Genomic DNA, 15523 nt, shown 5'->3' with positions numbered 1-15523 from the left:
TTTCATTTGCGTTTCGGCCATAACCTGTCCTTTCTTCCCTTGAAAGTCGAGTTCGGGCAGGTGACACCTTCGTGATCGCCACCTAGACTTGCAGCGAGTTCAGGAGAAAAACATGGTATCTCGCGTCATTCCGGTCGATCCCTTTGACCTCGTGATCTTCGGGGGCACGGGGGATTTGGCGCAGCGCAAGATCCTGCCCGGCCTGTTCCGCCGGTTCCGGGCGGGCCAGATGGGCGACAATGCCCGCGTGATCGGTGCAGCGCGCAGCGACATGGACGCTGCCGCTTATCGAGAGTTCGCCCGCGAAGCCGTGATGGAGTTCGAGCCAGAGGCCGCGAAAGACAGCGAGCATCTCGACAGCTTCCTGCAACAGCTCGACTATGTGACGATCGATGCCCGCGGCGAAGCCGGTTGGTCCGAGCTGACTTCCATGCTGCGCGATGACCAGATTCGCGCCTTTTACTTTTCCGTCGCGCCCAGCCTGTTCGGGGATCTTGCCGACAGGCTGCACGAATACGGCATGGACTGCCCGAACTGCCGGATCGTGGTGGAAAAACCCTTCGGCCGCGACCTCGAAACGGCCAAGGCGCTGAACGCAACCATCGCTGAGTATTTTGACGAGCATCAGATCTACCGGATCGATCACTACCTCGGCAAGGAAACGGTGCAGAATCTCATGGCGATACGCTTTGGCAACACTCTGTTCGAGCCGCTGTGGAACAGCCAGTATGTCGATCACATACAAATTACCGTGGCCGAGGACGTGGGCGTAGGCGGGCGCGGAGATTACTACGACCGCTCTGGCGCGATGCGGGACATGATGCAGAACCATATCATGCAGTTGTTGTGCCTGATCGCAATGGAGCCGCCGGCCAAGTTTGACCCAGACTCGGTGCGCGATGAAAAGCTCAAAGTGATCCGCGCGCTGGATCCCGTTGCGCCCGAGGACGCCGTGCGGGGCCAGTACGAAGGCAGCGGCCAATCCGGCAGCTATCGCAACGAGGTCGGCAACCGCGACAGCATGACCGAAAGCTTCGTGGCCCTGCGCGCCACGATCAGCAATTGGCGTTGGGCCGGTACGCCGTTTTACCTGCGCACGGGCAAGCGCCTGCGCGAAAGAGCCAGCGAGATCGCCGTGGTCTTCAAGGACGCGCCGCACTCCATCTTCGGCGCCGACGCGGGACGACACCGCAACATCCTGACGATCAAGCTGCAACCCAACGAGGGGATCGAGCTGGGCGTGACCATCAAGGAGCCGGGGCCGGGCGGTATGCGATTGGTGGACGTGCCGCTCGACATGACCTTCGCCGAGGCACTGGGGCCCGAAGAGGCTGATTTCCCCGATGCCTACGAGCGTCTGATCATGGACGTGATCCGCGGCAACCAGACGCTGTTCATGCGCGGCGACGAGGTTGAGGCCGCCTGGGCCTGGATCGACCCTATCATTGCGCTTTGGGAAGACTCCGGCCGCGCGCCGCATACATACGCCACGGGAAGTTCGGGACCCGATGACGCGCTGATGCTAATGCACCGCGACGGGCGCCGCTGGCGGGAGATACGAGCATGAGGCTTATCGAATACGCTGACGAAGAGATGATGGCGATCAATCTCGCCAACCAGCTCGCCGGGGATCTCAACACCGCGCTGGAACATGACGACCGCGCGCTGTTCGTGGTGCCGGGGGGCAGTACGCCGGGTCCGGTCTTCGACGTGCTATGCGACGCCGACCTCGACTGGTCGCGGATCGACATCTGCCTCAGCGACGAACGTTGGGTTCCCGAGGTGCACATCCGCTCCAACACCCGGATGCTGCGCGAGCGGCTTTTGGTGGGCCGTGCCGCTAAGGCCGGCTATCTTCCGCTATACGCCCGCGCGGAGGCGCCCGAGGCGGTGCTTGCTGAATTGGAGGCCGTCATCCAGCCGCGCCTGCCAATCGCCGTTCTACTTCTTGGCATGGGCGCGGACATGCATACCGCCTCGCTCTTTCCGGGCACTGACGGGTTGGACGCAGCGCTGGCAAATGACGCGCCGGTGCTGGTTCCTCTGCGGCCTGGCAAGGTCGAGGATGTGCGGATCAGCCTGTCGGCGCGGGTGTTGAACGCGGCGGTGGCCAAGCATCTGGTGATCACCGGCGAGGACAAGCGCAAGGCTGTCGAGCGCGCCCGCACCTGCCGGCCTGAACAGGCCCCTGTGGCCGCGATCCTTGACGAAACCGATGTGCACTGGGCGCCCTAGCATGCCGGACAGTCGGATCGAGACAAAAAAAGGAGGAGGCCGCATGACCTGGGCGGCGCTGAAATCTGAGACCGGAGCGACGATAGTTGATCTCATGCAATCGTCCAATCGCGCGGCCCGGTTCCAGGTCCAGGCCGATGGGATGCTGTTCGACTACGCCAAGACCTCGATGACCGAAACGGCCCGTGAGGCGCTTTTGCAACTGGCCGCCGACCGCGGCGTTGCCGAGCGGCGGGATGCGATGTTCACGGGCGAGCCGATCAACGAGACCGAGGGTCGGTCTGTTCTGCACGTGGCGCTTCGGGCAGGGGCCGACGCGGTGATAAAGGTCGATGGGCAGGATGTGATGCCCGGCGTCCGCGACGTGTTGTCCCGGATGCGCGCCTTTGCCGACGATGTACGCTCGGGGCGGCACATGGGCGCGGGCGGTCCGATCACCGACGTGGTGAATATCGGCATCGGCGGTTCGCATCTCGGCCCCGAAATGTGCACGCTGGCCCTGCGCCCGTATCATGAGGGACCGCGCTGTCATTTCGTGTCGAATGTGGATGGCGCGGATATTGCAGATTGTCTCGACGGGCTGGAGCCGAAGACGACGCTTTTCATTGTCGCCTCCAAGACCTTTACAACCATCGAGACGATGACCAACGCCGAGACCGCCAAGGCCTGGGTTCAGCTTGGCGGCGGGGATCTGAAGGCTCAGTTCTCGGCTGTGTCGACGGCGCACGACAAGACCGAGGCTTTCGGTATCGCGCCCGAGCGCGTGTTTGGCTTTGCCGACTGGGTCGGCGGGCGCTATTCCATTTGGGGGCCGATCGGGCTGTCGCTGATGCTGGCCGTCGGATCGGAGGAATTCGACGCGTTTCTTGCCGGCGGTGCCTCGATGGACGCCCATTTCAGGACTACGCCGCTTGAGCGAAACATGCCGGTGATGCTGGCGCTGACAGGACTGTGGCACAGTCACGCCTGCGGCTATCCCACGCGCGCCGTCTTGCCCTACGATCAACGCCTGTTGCGATTGCCCGCCTATTTTCAGCAGCTTGAGATGGAAAGCAATGGCAAGGGCGTGACAAAGCAGGGCGACCCCGTTGAAGGCGGATCGGGGCCCATTGTCTGGGGCGAGCCGGGCACAAATGGGCAGCACGCGTTCTACCAGCTGATTCATCAGGGCACCCAGGTCGTGCCCTGCGAATTCATGGTCGCGGCCTGGGGGGGCGAGCCAGGGATGGACAACCATCATCGGTTGCTGATCGCCAATTGCCTTGCCCAGTCCGAAGCGTTGATGCGGGGCCGCGACATCGACACCGCACGCGACATGATGCGCAAGGCGGGCTTTGAAGGCGCCGAGCTGGAACGGCAGGCCGCGCACCGGGTCTTTCCAGGCAACCGCCCTTCGACCACGCTGGTCTATGACAGGCTGACGCCCTACCGGCTTGGGCAGATCATCGCGCTTTATGAACACCGGGTTTTCGTAGAGGGGGTGATCCTCGGCATCAACTCCTTCGATCAATGGGGAGTCGAGCTGGGCAAGGAACTGGCCAAGGAGATGGAGCCGCTGGTGGCGGGTGAGGCTGCGCTCGACGACAAGGACAGCTCGACCCAAAACCTTCTGGCCTTTCTAAAAGCCATCCGTGGCTAGCGCGGAATGTCGAACCCCTCAGGCGCAAGCGTGAACTGCTCGAACTCGAATCCGGGGGACACTGTACAGCCGACAAGCGTGTAGTCCCCGGTCGACCGCGCCATTTGCCAGGCGTCGGGCGGCACGATCACTTGCGGTAGCTGACCTTGGCTTAGGTCCGGGCCAAGCACCGCGTCCCGCGCGGGTCCGGCCTCGCTTTCCGAGATCGACAGAACCAGCGGCGCCCCGGCGTAGAAATGCCAGATCTCGACTGCGTCCACCTTGTGCCACTGGTTTTTGTCCTCATCCCGCAGCAGGAAGTAAATCGACGTGCCATGAGCGCGCCCGGCGTTGGACGCGCGCCATGTTTCGCTAAAGAACCCGCCCTCGGGATGCGGCGACAAATCGAGCGCGGCAATGATTTCGTCGGCGGTCAAGTCAGTCCCGCAGGATCGAGCGCCCGGCATAGATCGCCGTGTCGCCAAGCGCCTCTTCGATACGGATCAGCTGATTGTATTTCGCCAGCCGGTCCGAGCGCGCGAGCGACCCGGTCTTGATCTGCCCGCAATTGGTAGCCACGGCAAGATCGGCGATGGTGGCATCCTCGGTCTCGCCTGAGCGGTGCGACATGACGTTGGTGTAGCCAGCGCGATGTGCCATTTCGACCGCCTGAAGCGTTTCGGTCAGGCTGCCGATCTGGTTGACCTTGACCAGCATGGAGTTCGCCACACCACGCTTGATCCCGTCCGACAGGCGCGTGGGGTTGGTCACGAACAAATCGTCGCCCACCAGCTGCACCTTGTCGCCGATCTGGTCCGTCAGGGCCTTCCAGCCGTCCCAGTCGTCCTCGGACATGCCATCTTCGATCGAGATGATCGGATAGTCGTTCACTAGCGCCGCCAGGTACGCCGCATTTTCATCTGACGACAGCGATTTGCCTTCGCCCGCAAGCTCGTACTTGCCGTTCTTGAAGTACTCGGTCGCGGCGCAATCAAGCGCAAGGTAGATATCCTCGCCGGGCTTGTAGCCGGCCTTTTCGACCGACCGCAGGATGAAATCCAGCGCATCGCGGGCCGAGGCAATATCGGGGGCAAAGCCACCCTCGTCACCTATGCCAGTCGACAAACCAGCGCTGGACAGCTCTTTTTTCAGCGTGTGGAAGACTTCTGCCCCCATGCGCACGGCATCGCGGATATTGCCCGCGCTGACCGGCATGATCATGAATTCCTGTATGTCGATCGGGTTGTCGGCATGTTCGCCGCCGTTGATTATATTCATCATCGGCACCGGCAGGGTACGGGCCGACGTGCCACCGACATAACGAAAGAGCGGCTGCATGGCGAAATCCGCCGCAGCCTTGGCCACGGCAAGGCTGACGCCAAGGATGGCATTGGCGCCCAGACGCCCCTTGTTCGGTGTGCCGTCAAGCTCGATCATCGCCTCATCGATCGCGACCTGCTCCGTTGCATCGAACCCCGCCAGCGCATCGGCGATCTCGCCGTTCACCGAGGCCACGGCCTCCAGCACGCCCTTGCCGTTATAGCGGGCGGCATCTCCGTCGCGCTTCTCGACCGCTTCATGGGCACCGGTCGACGCGCCAGACGGCACGGCGGCGCGGCCCATGGTGCCGTCTTCGAGGATCACGTCCACCTCGACCGTCGGATTGCCACGGCTGTCGAGGATTTCGCGTGCGTGAATGTCAAGAATGATGCTCATTTGAGATCCTTTGGCAGTATGCAATTGCAGGTCCCATAGCAAGAACGCGCGTCAATGGGAACTGCGACGCAAGGCTGGGCCGCAGTAATCTTTCACCTGCTCAGGCGGGGCGAACACATCGAGCCACCCGCCGCTCGCGCAGATAGGTATATAACCCAGTCGTTATGATCAGCGTCGCCCCCAACAACGTCAGGCTGTCGGGCCGTTCGGCAAAGACAACTACACCGACGATCAGCGAAAACAACAAACGGGTATACCGGAACGGTGTGACCACCGCCGCATCGCCCATGCGCATGGCCGCAACGATGCCGTAGTACCCCAAAGCCCCGAACACCATACCGCCCCCGATCATCGCCCACAGCTGCGGCGTCAACGGCGACAGCGTCTGTGGACCAAGCAGGATCAGCAGAATCCCGGCCGGTACCACAGCGGCAAAGCCCTGGAACGACACCACAGCTGAGGACACGGCGACATCGATGCGCCGGGTGATAAGGTCACGCGCGGCCACGCAGGCTACGGACACAAGAACGAGCAGCGCCGAAGGGTCGAAACCGGCAAGGCCAGGGCGGATGATCAGCAGCACACCGCAGAACCCGATCAGAATCGCGCTCCACCGGCGCCAGCCCACGTCCTCGCCAAGAAAAAGCGCTGCGCCCATGGTGATGAACAGCGGCGTCGCCTGGAACACCGAGGCCACGACCGAGATATCGACTAGGGACAGCGCGGTGGTAAAGGCCAGCGCCGCACCGGCCTCGCATCCTGCACGCAGCAGGAACGGTCTGCGCCACGCTTCCTTCGCGAAAATACGGTGCCCGCCCAGGCGTGACACGACCGCAAAGATCGACGCGCTGCCAATCCCGAGGAAGATCAGGATCTGGCCAACGGAAATATCCGCCGACATTTTCTTGATGAACATGTCCTCGACGGTGAAGGCCGCCATGGACAGGATGACCAGTACTATTCCGCGAAGATTGTCCATGATCGCCGTACCGCTTGAGAGTTTCCCTGCCGCGATAGGCGGCTTTTGGGGGCGATACAAGTCTGTCGGCAGACCGGAGCCGGGTCAGTCCTTTCGGATCGGCACGCCGTAAAGTTCCAGCTTGTGACCCTTCAGCTTGTAGCCAAGCTTGGCGGCGATTTTTTCCTGCAACTTCTCGATGTCCGGATCGACAAACTCGATCACCTCGCCGGAATGCATGTCTATCAGGTGATCGTGGTGGTCACGCTCGGCGTCTTCGTAGCGTGCGCGACCGTCTCCAAATTCCAGCTTGTCGATGATCCCGGCCTCTTCGAACAGCTTAACTGTGCGATAGACGGTAGCGATAGAAATCTTCGGATCACGACCGCTGGCGCGGGAATACAGTTCCTCCACGTCGGGATGATCGTCCGAGGATTCCAGCACGGCCGCGATGGTGCGCCGCTGGTCGGTCATCCTCAAGCCCTTCGCCTCACAACGGTCGATGATGGTGTCTGTCATTCCGGCCTTCTTCGCGTTTTCGCAGCGTTGAATAACGGGTGTGGTATCGGAAATCCAGCTTTTTGCTACCCACTAACGCTGCCGTGTCAGGTCCGCCCAGATGGGCAGATGGTCCGAGGCGATATGCGCCGGCTTGTCAGAGTGAACGCCGGTTGCTGCGACTTCAAACTCGGGAGAATGGGCGATCCGATCCAGCCGACCCACAGGGCGTATCGCGGGGTAACTGGCCGGGGTAGGCACGAACTCCACGCCGCCTGCCACACCTCGCAGCGCGGCGGCGGGACGCCACTCATTGAAATCGCCCGCCAGCACGAGCGGCATCGTCTCGCACCGGGCAACCGCTCTCATCACCGCCTTCATCTGCAGCAGTCGGTACCGTCGCACCAGCCCCAGATGCACGCCGACGACCCGGAGGGAACCAAGACAGGTTTCGAATTCGGCCATGACCGCACCGCGCGGCTCCAGCCCCGGAAGTTCGACATGCCGTGTCTGCCGCGCCGACAGGGTGCGCCGCGCCAGCATCGCATTGCCGTGCCAGCCCAGCGATCCACCCGGCGCGCCGAATGGCAGGATGTGCCAGCCGTCACGCTCCACGAGGTTATGAGGCAGGGCTGCGGGTCGGGGCGGCAAGCGCTTGTCGACTTCCTGCAAAACCACAATATCGGCGTTCAGGGCGTTGATCACCTGAAGGCTGCGATCCGGTCGCCGGCGCATGTCCAGGCCCACACATTTTTGCAGGTTGTAAGTTGCAATTCTCAGCCAAGGTTCGTTCATGCTACGACACCTGCACGACGAAGAAAGGAATGCTGCTCATGTTCGCAGATCAGACCTGGCTGGCGCGGATCATCTGGATGGCACTTGCGGGGGCGGCCGTTTGGGCGCTTGCCGTACTGCGGCTCGAGTTGGCTTTCGTGGCGCTGGCGACGCTGGGCCTGTCTCTCGCCCCGGTCGTGGTGGCGAACTGGGCGCAGGTGCATGTGCCGCCGACCTTCATTGCGGTCGTCGTGATCTTCGTGGCGGCGACACTGTTTCTGGGCGAGGTCTTCGACTTCTACGAACGGTTCTGGTGGTGGGACATTGCCATGCACGGAACCTCCGCTGTCGCCTTCGGACTGATCGGCTTTGTTTTCGTTTTCATGATGTTCCAGGGCGACCGTTTCGCCGCGCCGCACCTGCAACTGAGCTTTCTCGCTTTCTGTTTCGCCATGACGATCGGCACCGTGTGGGAAATCTTTGAGTTCGGCATGGACCAGACCTTCGGGTTCAACATGCAGAAATCCGGACTTCAGGATACGATGGGTGACCTCATCATAAACGCGGTCGGTGCCTTGGTAGGCGCGGCGACCGGCTATGGCTATCTCAAGGGGCGGCATGTTGGTATCGGAGCCTTTATCGACGAGTTTGTGCGGCGTAACCCGCGTCTATTCCGCAGACTGCGCCGGCGTCGCGACAGACAAGAGTAGCCTCACGTTCCGCAGAAGGTCTGCTGAACCGCTTCGGACGGCTCTGGTGGTCGGGCGAGGTCCGCAGCATCGCTCCGGGAGCGGTATGGCTCGGCCAGCACCTCGCAAAGCCGGTGAAACGGCGCCATGTCCCCGGCCACCGCCGCGGTGATCATCTGCTCGACGCGGTGATTGCGAGGGATATAAGCCGGGTTCGCGACCCGCATGATGTCGTCCGGCGCATCTTCATTCTCCAGCCGCTTACGCCATTTCTTTTCCCACGCATCAAAGGCTGCCGGCTCAAGAAACTCGTCCCGTGGCGTGCCGTCCCTCAGCGCCCGGAAAGTGTTGGTAAAGTCGGCGCGATTGGCGGCCATCGCATCCAGAAGCGATACGATCAGTGGCTCGTCCTCCACCGTCGCATCGGCCAAGCCGATTTTGCGCCCGAAAAGCTCGCGCCAGGCGTCGTGTACCTGACCAGGCATGGCGTGAATGGCCTTGGTAAAATCCTCGACCGCCTTGTCCTGATCGGGCATCAAGGGCACCAGCGCCGTGGCCAGTTGAGCCATGTTCCATGCAATGACGTTGGGCTGGTTTGCAAAGGCGTAGCGCCCGTGCATGTCGATGGACGAAAACACCGTTTCGGGATGATAGGCGTCCATGAAAGCGCAGGGGCCATAGTCGATGGTTTCGCCCGACAGCGTGGTGTTGTCAGTGTTCATCACGCCATGAATGAAGCCGACAGACATCCACTGCGCCACCAGCTGCGCCTGTCGCGCGATCACCGCGTCCAGCAACTCCGTCGGGGACTGCACATCGGGATAGTGACGTTCCACCACATGTTCGTAGAGTGCCTGTAGCGCGGGAAGGTCGCGCCTTGCTGCAAAGAACTGGAACGTGCCGACGCGGATATGGCTTTGCGCCACACGGGTCAGAACGGCACCGGGCAGGGCGCCCGTATCGCGGAACACCGCCTCGCCGGTCAGCGTCGCCGCCAGCGCCCGGCTGGTGGGGATGCCAAGCGCGTGCATCGCCTCGCTCACCACGTATTCCCGTAGCACCGGCCCCAGCCAGGCGCGTCCATCGCCCATCCGCGAATAGGGCGTCGGCCCGGAGCCTTTGAGTTGGATATCGAACCGCGTCCCGTTCGACGTGACTTCTCCCAACAGGTTGGCCCGGCCGTCACCCAATTGTGGTGAAAAGCCGCCGAACTGGTGCCCCGCATAGACCTGTGCCAGCGGGTCAGCGCCGGTTGGAATCGCGTTGCCGGCAAACACGCGTGCCATTTCGTCCTCGGAGCCCGTTGTGATCCCGAGGTCACGTGCCAGCGCATCGTTGAATGCGATCAACTGCGGAGATTTGACAGGCGCGGGAGGTTGCCGGGTGTAAAAGCGGTCGGGCAGGCGGGCATAGGAATTATCGAAGGGGATTTGCAGGCTCATAGCCCAAAACATAGTCGCATATCCCGCGAACGCTAGAGCTTGCGTGACATCAGGATGTAATTCTCGCGTGGCTCGAAGCGCAGCTTCTCGTAGATGCGCCGCGCTTTTGCGTTGTCGCGGCCGACCTCCAGGTGAATTGCCTTCATGCCGGCCGACGCCAGCGTCTTGGGCAAGGTCAGAAGGATTTCCGACCCTATGCCGCGGCCTCTCACCCCGGGGCGGATGAAGATTTCGTCGACGAACCCATCCAGCCCGCCAAATTCGACCGACCAACCAAACGTGATGGTGACATAGCCGATCGGCGCACGTCTCGGTCCGGCTAGGTAGACGCATCCGTACGGCGACCCTTCCAGCAGCGGCGCCAGGGCGTCACGTCGGGTTACATCGTCCTGCACGATGCCTTCTTCTTGGTGGAACGCCGCCACCAGCGGCACAAGGCGCTCCAAGTCTTCGGTTGCGGCAAGGGTCAGTTTCGTCATAACCGGGCCAGCCTTTCGGTCAGTAGGTCGAAAAATCCGTCGGCATCCAGGTCGCCTATGAACAGCGCGTTGGGCGTCCGGTCTGTCACGCCCCACCAGTCCGCCACGGTCATTCCCATGGTCAATTCCGACTGGGTTTCGATTTCGACATTGATATGTCGGCCCGAGAACAGCTTTGGCCGGATCAGGTAGGCGACGGTGCAGGGATCATGCAGCGGCGCCCCCTCCGAGCCGTATTTCTCGCGATCATAGCGCTCGAAAAAGTCGGTCATCTCTGCGACAGCCGTGCCGACCCGGTTGCCAATGCTGCGAAAGGCGTCGTTGCGCGCGCGTGTCACCAGCGCCTTGTGCGTGACATCAAGCGGCATGACGACGATCGGCGCGCCGGCACTGAAGACGACATCGGCCGCCTGAGGATCAACGTGGATGTTGAACTCGGCCGCGGGCGTGATGTTACCGACTTCGAAGTAGGCGCCGCCCATCAGGACGATCTCCCGCACCTTCCGAACGATCTCGGGCGCCTTGTGGAGCGCGGTGGCGATATTGGTCAGCGGCCCAATCGGCACTACCGTGACACTGCCCGCGGGCTCCTGCCGCAGTGTCTCGATGATGAAATCGACGGCATGCATATCCTCGACCGGCATCGTCGGTTCTGGAAGGTCGGGACCATCAAGGCCAGTCTTGCCGTGCACATGCTCTGCCGTCACAAGAGCACGGTTGAGCGGGCGGTCGCATCCGGCGTAAACCTTGATGTCACGTCGTTCGGCAAGCTCGCACACCATCCGTGCATTGCGGGTGGTCAGGTCGAGCGGCACGTTGCCGGCCACGCAGGTAATTCCCAGAACGTCGATCTCGTCCGGACACCCCAGCGCCAGAAGGATCGCGACGGCGTCGTCCTGCCCGGGGTCGGTGTCGATGATGATCTTGCGCGCGCTCATGCAAATCCCCTGTCACGGTGGACATTGCTTGTCCACTGCGCATGTTTTGTCTTGGCGGAAATACTCCGGGCCAGGGGCGTTATCCCGGATTGGATCAGAGCTTCAGGCTGTCTACCCAAATCGGTCTTGCGTGGTGCGGCACCTCAGGCGGATCAGCGACCCAACTCCTTCATTCCGCGTTCGATCCCGTCTAGGGTCATCGGCACCATTCGATCCTCGAAAATCTCGCGCACCATTCCGATCGAGTGGGTATAGCCCCAATAGGCCTCGGGCACGGGGTTGATCCACAAGTGCTCGGGCCATTGCGCCCGAGCCCGCTGAAGCCATACCTGTCCGGCCTCGGCGTTCCAGTGCTCGTTTGCGCCACCCGGATAGGCAATCTCGTAAGGCGACATTGAGGCGTCACCGACGAAGATGCACTTGTAATCCGGCCCATAGGTGCGCAGCACCTCGTCGGTGGGAGTCTGCGCGTCCCAGCGGCGGCGGTTGTCGCGCCAGACGCCTTCGTAGAGGCAATTGTGGAAATAGTAGTATTCCAAGTGCTTAAATTCGGTCCGCGCGGCAGAAAACAGTTCCTCGACCATCTTGATATGTGGGTCCATTGACCCACCGACGTCCAGAAACAACAGCACCTTCACTGCGTTGCGCTTCTCGGGGCGCGTCTTGACGTCGAGATAACCGTGCTCGGCCGTCGCTCGGATCGTACCGTCGAGGTCCAGTTCCTCCTCGGCGCCGTCCCGCGCCCATCGCCGCAGCCGCTTCAGCGCCACTTTGATGTTGCGTGTCCCCAACTCGATCGTATCGTCGAGATTGCGGAACTCACGCTTGTCCCAGACCTTGACGGCCCGCTGGTGGCGGCTTTCCTTCTGGCCGATGCGCACGCCTTCAGGGTTGTAACCATAGGCGCCGAAGGGTGAGGTGCCTGCCGTGCCGATCCACTTGTTCCCACCTTGATGGCGGTCCTGCTGTTCTTTCAGCCGCTCCTTCAGGGTCTCCATCAGCTTGTCGAAGCCGCCAAGCGCCTCGATCTCGGCCCGTTCCTCCTCGCTCAGGTGCTTTTCTGCCAGCTTTTCCAGCCACTCCTGTGGGATATCGACCGCCTCGATCACGTCGTTCGAACTGATGGCTTCCAGACCCTCGAAACTGGCGGCGAAGGCGCGGTCGAAGCGGTCGATCATCCGCTCGTCCTTCACCATCGCGGTGCGGGCGAGATAGTAGAACCCCTCCAAGTCATAGGTCACGAGGCCCGCGCCCATCGCTTCCAGAAAGGTCAGGTACTCGCGCAGCGAGACCGGCAGGCCCGCCTTCCTGAGATTCTCGAAGAAGGGCAGGAACATCGCTTACCTCAGATCGACATGCGGTGGATAATCAGCGTAGCGAAAAGCCCCAGCAGGGTGAAGATCAGGCAATAGACCGCCGCGTAAAGAAGAATGTCGGCAGTTCGCCCTTTGCGCCGCCACGCGGTGAATGCGCCCAGGCTCGCGCCCAGGATCGCGCCGAATACTACGATCATCGTGTCTTCCCGTCAGGTCACTTCAGGGGGCTGAGCGACGAGATTTCCCGCAGTTTCGCGCGCACCGCCCAGTCCGCGCCGAACCCGTACCGTGCCCAGCCGATACTGTCCAGCCGCACCGACTGCGCCTCAGCGACGCGGCCCGTCAGGTCCAGCGCCTCGGCCCTCAGCAACATCAGCGTAGACAGAAGCGCCGCATTTTCATGGCGTTCCGCGATCGCAAGATGCGGCGCCAGTATGGTCAGGGCCAATTGGCCATTGCCCTCGGCAATGGCGAACGCGGCCAACTGCGAGGCGGAGTAGGCGCGGTGCAGCTCGGTGCCGGGGGTCTGACTGTAGAACCGTTCGGCCAGGCGAAAATGTTTGAACGCCGTATCGGGCTGCGCGGCCTGGGTCAGGCGTCCCATGGCAAAATGCGAGAATGCCCGCCGGTGATCGTGCCAGTTCATAGCGTCTGCAATCCGAAGCGCCTCACTGGCCGCGACCAGTCTTTGCGAATGGCCTGCGCCGGGCCCAAGCGCGGTCTGTACGGCTTTGATCCACGCGCGCGGCGTCGACGACAGGGCACGCGGTGCGATGGAATCACCGCCGGGATTGAGGCGCGACAGGATCGACGGCAGGCGCGCCGCGACCTGGCCTCTTGTCATACCAGAGCGCAAGTCCGGCGAGTAGTAGGCCCGCAGTATCAGCATGTCGAAGCCGGTAAGAATTGTGTGAACGTTGTCGTCGTTGAACACGCTGTCGGGCAGTCGGTACAAATCGTTGAGCGGACCAAGTGACTGCGCGACTTCCTCGTGCAGGCAGTCGCGCACCTCTTGCGGCGAGGCATCATTTGGCAGGAAGATCGCGATCTTCTTGCGCTCTATCAGGGTGCTCCAGTTCGTCTGCCGCTTGTTGCGCGCAGCGCGGTACTCTGACAGGCGGCTGATATTGGGGACCACGAAACAGGCCGCCTTGGGCAGATGCCTACGGATCTTTGCCCGCGGCACGGCCTCGATCGTGATGTTGGCGACGTCAGACCGGACGCGCGCGATGTCGATCTTCGCTTCGGTGCGCAGTCGGTGCACCAGCCGGTTAAGGTCGGGTATCAGCGTCGACGGAGGATTACCCGTGACCCGGATTGAAATCGGTCCCTCGAACCGCGAGAAGTGCTGCAACTTGCGTCCCGACTCAAGCTGGAAGGACAGTTCCAGGAAATCGCGAGCGATTTCGCGGTTGGAGCGTGACGGCGGCACAGGGCGCGGCGCAGAGAAGGACTTCAACGCGGGAAGGGAACTGGCGGACGGTGTTGCCGCACGGGTCGGCATTTCACTCGAAGGACCAGGAACGCACGCGCCCAGCATAAGGAACAATGGAAGAATGACGCGGCGCATGAGCTCCCCGATACCTGTATAACCTCAAGTGGCAGGCGGCCGTCGTGATCCACACTGCCATCCGGCGCAATCGCCGCCAGATCGTTCTGCGCGTCCTTGATCGCACGCAATTCGACCCGCTGCCCACTGAGCCTACCGGACAGCTGTGTTGTTCGCCTCTTACTTCGTTCCCAGTAAGGAGCAAAAAAGACAAAACTGTGGCCGATTCGCCAGTAGTGCGAATCGTGATTCGAGACGTGTGCGAAATGCCCCGCGAACTCTGGGACGATGCGATTTCCAATCTCCGTTCTGGACTGGTTTTGGTGCCGCTTCGGCACGCGTTTGCGCGCCGGTGTCAAATCTGCAGGTAAAAACCTTTTAACGCTGGCGACTAACGCTGGCGAAGCGCCATAAAGGCCAACCGTTCAAAAAGATGCACGTCCTGCTCATTCTTCAGCAGCGCCCCATGCAGTTTGGGCAGGGCATCGGCCCCGTTGCGCTTGAGGTCTTCGGCTGTCAGGTCTTCGGCCAAGATAAGCTTCAGCCAGTCCAGCACTTCGGAGGTCGATGGCTTTTTCTTCAGTCCCGATTGCTCTCGGATGTCGTAAAATTGGGTCAACGCCTCGGTCAGCAGCCGTTCCTTGATGCCCGGATGGTGAACTTCGACGATCTGTTTCATCGTGTCGGGGTCCGGAAAGCGGATGTAGTGAAAGAAACACCGCCGCAGAAAGGCGTCGGGCAGTTCCTTTTCGTTGTTCGAGGTGATGATCACGATCGGACGTTCGACCGCGCGGATGGTCTCGCCGGTCTCGTAGACGTGAAACTCCATCCGGTCCAGTTCCTGCAACAGGTCGTTGGGAAACTCGATATCGGCCTTGTCGATTTCGTCGATCAATAACACGATCTTTTGCTCGGCCTCGAACGCTTGCCAAAGCTTGCCCTTGCGGATGTAGTTGCGCACGTCGTGCACGCGTTCCTCGCCCAACTGGCTGTCGCGCAGCCGCGACACCGCGTCGTATTCGTAAAGACCCTGCTGCGCCTTGGTAGTGGACTTGATGTTCCACTCCAGCATCGGCAGGCCCAGCCCGTTGGCAACTTGCCGGGCCAACTCGGTCTTTCCGGTGCCCGGCTCGCCCTTAACCAGAAGGGGGCGCTCGAGCGTCACGGCAGCATTTACCGCAACGGTCAGGTCGTCGGTGGCGATATAGGCGTCGGTGCCTTCGAATTTCATGAGCGTCCCTTTTTTGGTACCGCCACGCGCAAGTGGCGGGTGGCATGGAATTTTTGCTGCACCCTAGTGTCATGGGGAAT

Annotated in this window: 16 protein-coding genes; 4 read left to right on the top strand and 12 right to left on the bottom strand. The window is 61.7% G+C overall.

Annotation, left to right across the window (positions count from 1 at the left end; genetic code table 11):
• Window positions 1-112 precede the first annotated feature (112 nt).
• The 3 genes from zwf to pgi are packed head-to-tail and all read left to right on the top strand — an operon-like array spanning window position 113 to window position 3874.
• Window positions 113-1567: a glucose-6-phosphate dehydrogenase gene (gene zwf, locus FIU86_RS09600; RefSeq protein WP_152474879.1), complete on the top strand. Its 1455-nt coding sequence runs from the start codon at window positions 113-115 to the stop codon at window positions 1565-1567.
• Complete coding sequence (pgl, locus tag FIU86_RS09595; RefSeq protein WP_152474878.1) at window positions 1564-2235, top strand: 6-phosphogluconolactonase; 672 nt, start codon at window positions 1564-1566, stop codon at window positions 2233-2235. Before zwf ends, pgl begins: the two co-directional genes overlap by 4 nt.
• Window positions 2236-2278: 43 nt before the next feature.
• Window positions 2279-3874 carry a glucose-6-phosphate isomerase gene (gene pgi, locus FIU86_RS09590; RefSeq protein WP_152474877.1) on the top strand — a complete coding sequence of 532 codons (1596 nt, stop codon included), beginning with the start codon at window positions 2279-2281 and terminating at the stop codon, window positions 3872-3874.
• Here pgi and FIU86_RS09585 read toward each other — a convergent pair.
• The 5 genes from FIU86_RS09585 to FIU86_RS09565 form a co-directional block, all read right to left on the bottom strand.
• The gene (locus FIU86_RS09585; RefSeq protein ID WP_152474876.1) at window positions 3871-4290 is read right to left on the bottom strand and encodes a cupin domain-containing protein; all 420 of its coding nucleotides are present in this window, start codon (window positions 4288-4290) and stop codon (window positions 3871-3873) included. The genes pgi and FIU86_RS09585 overlap by 4 nt on opposite strands.
• Before the next feature lies 1 nt (window position 4291).
• Entirely contained in the window at window positions 4292-5569 is a 1278-nt protein-coding gene (gene eno / locus FIU86_RS09580) for a phosphopyruvate hydratase (RefSeq protein WP_152474875.1), read from the bottom strand.
• A gap of 100 nt (window positions 5570-5669) precedes the next feature.
• Window positions 5670-6548, bottom strand: coding sequence for a DMT family transporter (locus FIU86_RS09575; RefSeq protein ID WP_152474874.1), 879 nt, complete (start codon window positions 6546-6548; stop codon window positions 5670-5672).
• An 84-nt stretch (window positions 6549-6632) separates the two neighbouring features.
• Complete coding sequence (locus tag FIU86_RS09570; protein ID WP_103761123.1) at window positions 6633-7046, bottom strand: Fur family transcriptional regulator; 414 nt, start codon at window positions 7044-7046, stop codon at window positions 6633-6635.
• A gap of 72 nt (window positions 7047-7118) precedes the next feature.
• Complete coding sequence (locus FIU86_RS09565) at window positions 7119-7820, bottom strand: endonuclease/exonuclease/phosphatase family protein (protein ID WP_152474873.1); 702 nt, start codon at window positions 7818-7820, stop codon at window positions 7119-7121.
• A gap of 38 nt (window positions 7821-7858) precedes the next feature.
• On the opposite strand from FIU86_RS09565, the gene FIU86_RS09560 reads away from it, so the two are divergent.
• The gene (locus tag FIU86_RS09560; protein WP_172977481.1) at window positions 7859-8509 is read left to right on the top strand and encodes a hypothetical protein; all 651 of its coding nucleotides are present in this window, start codon (window positions 7859-7861) and stop codon (window positions 8507-8509) included.
• 2 nt (window positions 8510-8511) lie between these two features.
• Here the strand turns inward: FIU86_RS09560 and FIU86_RS09555 are convergent, their stop codons facing one another.
• The 7 genes from FIU86_RS09555 to FIU86_RS09530 all read right to left on the bottom strand — a co-directional run bounded on the left by FIU86_RS09555 (window position 8512) and on the right by FIU86_RS09530 (window position 15443).
• Entirely contained in the window at window positions 8512-9930 is a 1419-nt protein-coding gene (locus FIU86_RS09555; RefSeq protein WP_152474871.1) for a YdiU family protein, read from the bottom strand.
• Window positions 9931-9962: 32 nt separating this feature from the next.
• The gene (locus FIU86_RS09550) at window positions 9963-10409 is read right to left on the bottom strand and encodes an N-acetyltransferase (RefSeq protein ID WP_152474870.1); all 447 of its coding nucleotides are present in this window, start codon (window positions 10407-10409) and stop codon (window positions 9963-9965) included.
• Entirely contained in the window at window positions 10406-11347 is a 942-nt protein-coding gene (locus FIU86_RS09545) for a nucleoside hydrolase (RefSeq protein ID WP_152474869.1), read from the bottom strand. Before FIU86_RS09545 ends, FIU86_RS09550 begins: the two co-directional genes overlap by 4 nt.
• A gap of 152 nt (window positions 11348-11499) precedes the next feature.
• The gene (locus FIU86_RS09540) at window positions 11500-12684 is read right to left on the bottom strand and encodes a VWA domain-containing protein (RefSeq protein WP_152474868.1); all 1185 of its coding nucleotides are present in this window, start codon (window positions 12682-12684) and stop codon (window positions 11500-11502) included.
• An 8-nt stretch (window positions 12685-12692) separates the two neighbouring features.
• Complete coding sequence (locus FIU86_RS22545; RefSeq protein WP_170067084.1) at window positions 12693-12860, bottom strand: hypothetical protein; 168 nt, start codon at window positions 12858-12860, stop codon at window positions 12693-12695.
• Between the two features lie 17 nt (window positions 12861-12877).
• A complete protein-coding gene (locus FIU86_RS09535; RefSeq protein WP_152474867.1) occupies window positions 12878-14233 on the bottom strand; it encodes a DUF2927 domain-containing protein in 1356 nt (451 codons plus the stop codon).
• A gap of 370 nt (window positions 14234-14603) precedes the next feature.
• Window positions 14604-15443 (bottom strand): MoxR family ATPase, encoded by an 840-nt coding sequence (locus FIU86_RS09530; RefSeq protein WP_152474866.1) that lies wholly within the window; start codon window positions 15441-15443, stop codon window positions 14604-14606.
• Between the last annotated feature and the right edge of the window lie 80 nt (window positions 15444-15523).

Source organism: Roseovarius sp. THAF9 (genome assembly GCF_009363715.1).
Lineage (GTDB): Bacteria > Pseudomonadota > Alphaproteobacteria > Rhodobacterales > Rhodobacteraceae > Roseovarius.
The sequence above is the reverse complement of the archived record's forward strand: the minus strand, read 5'-3'. Positions and strand labels throughout refer to the sequence as shown.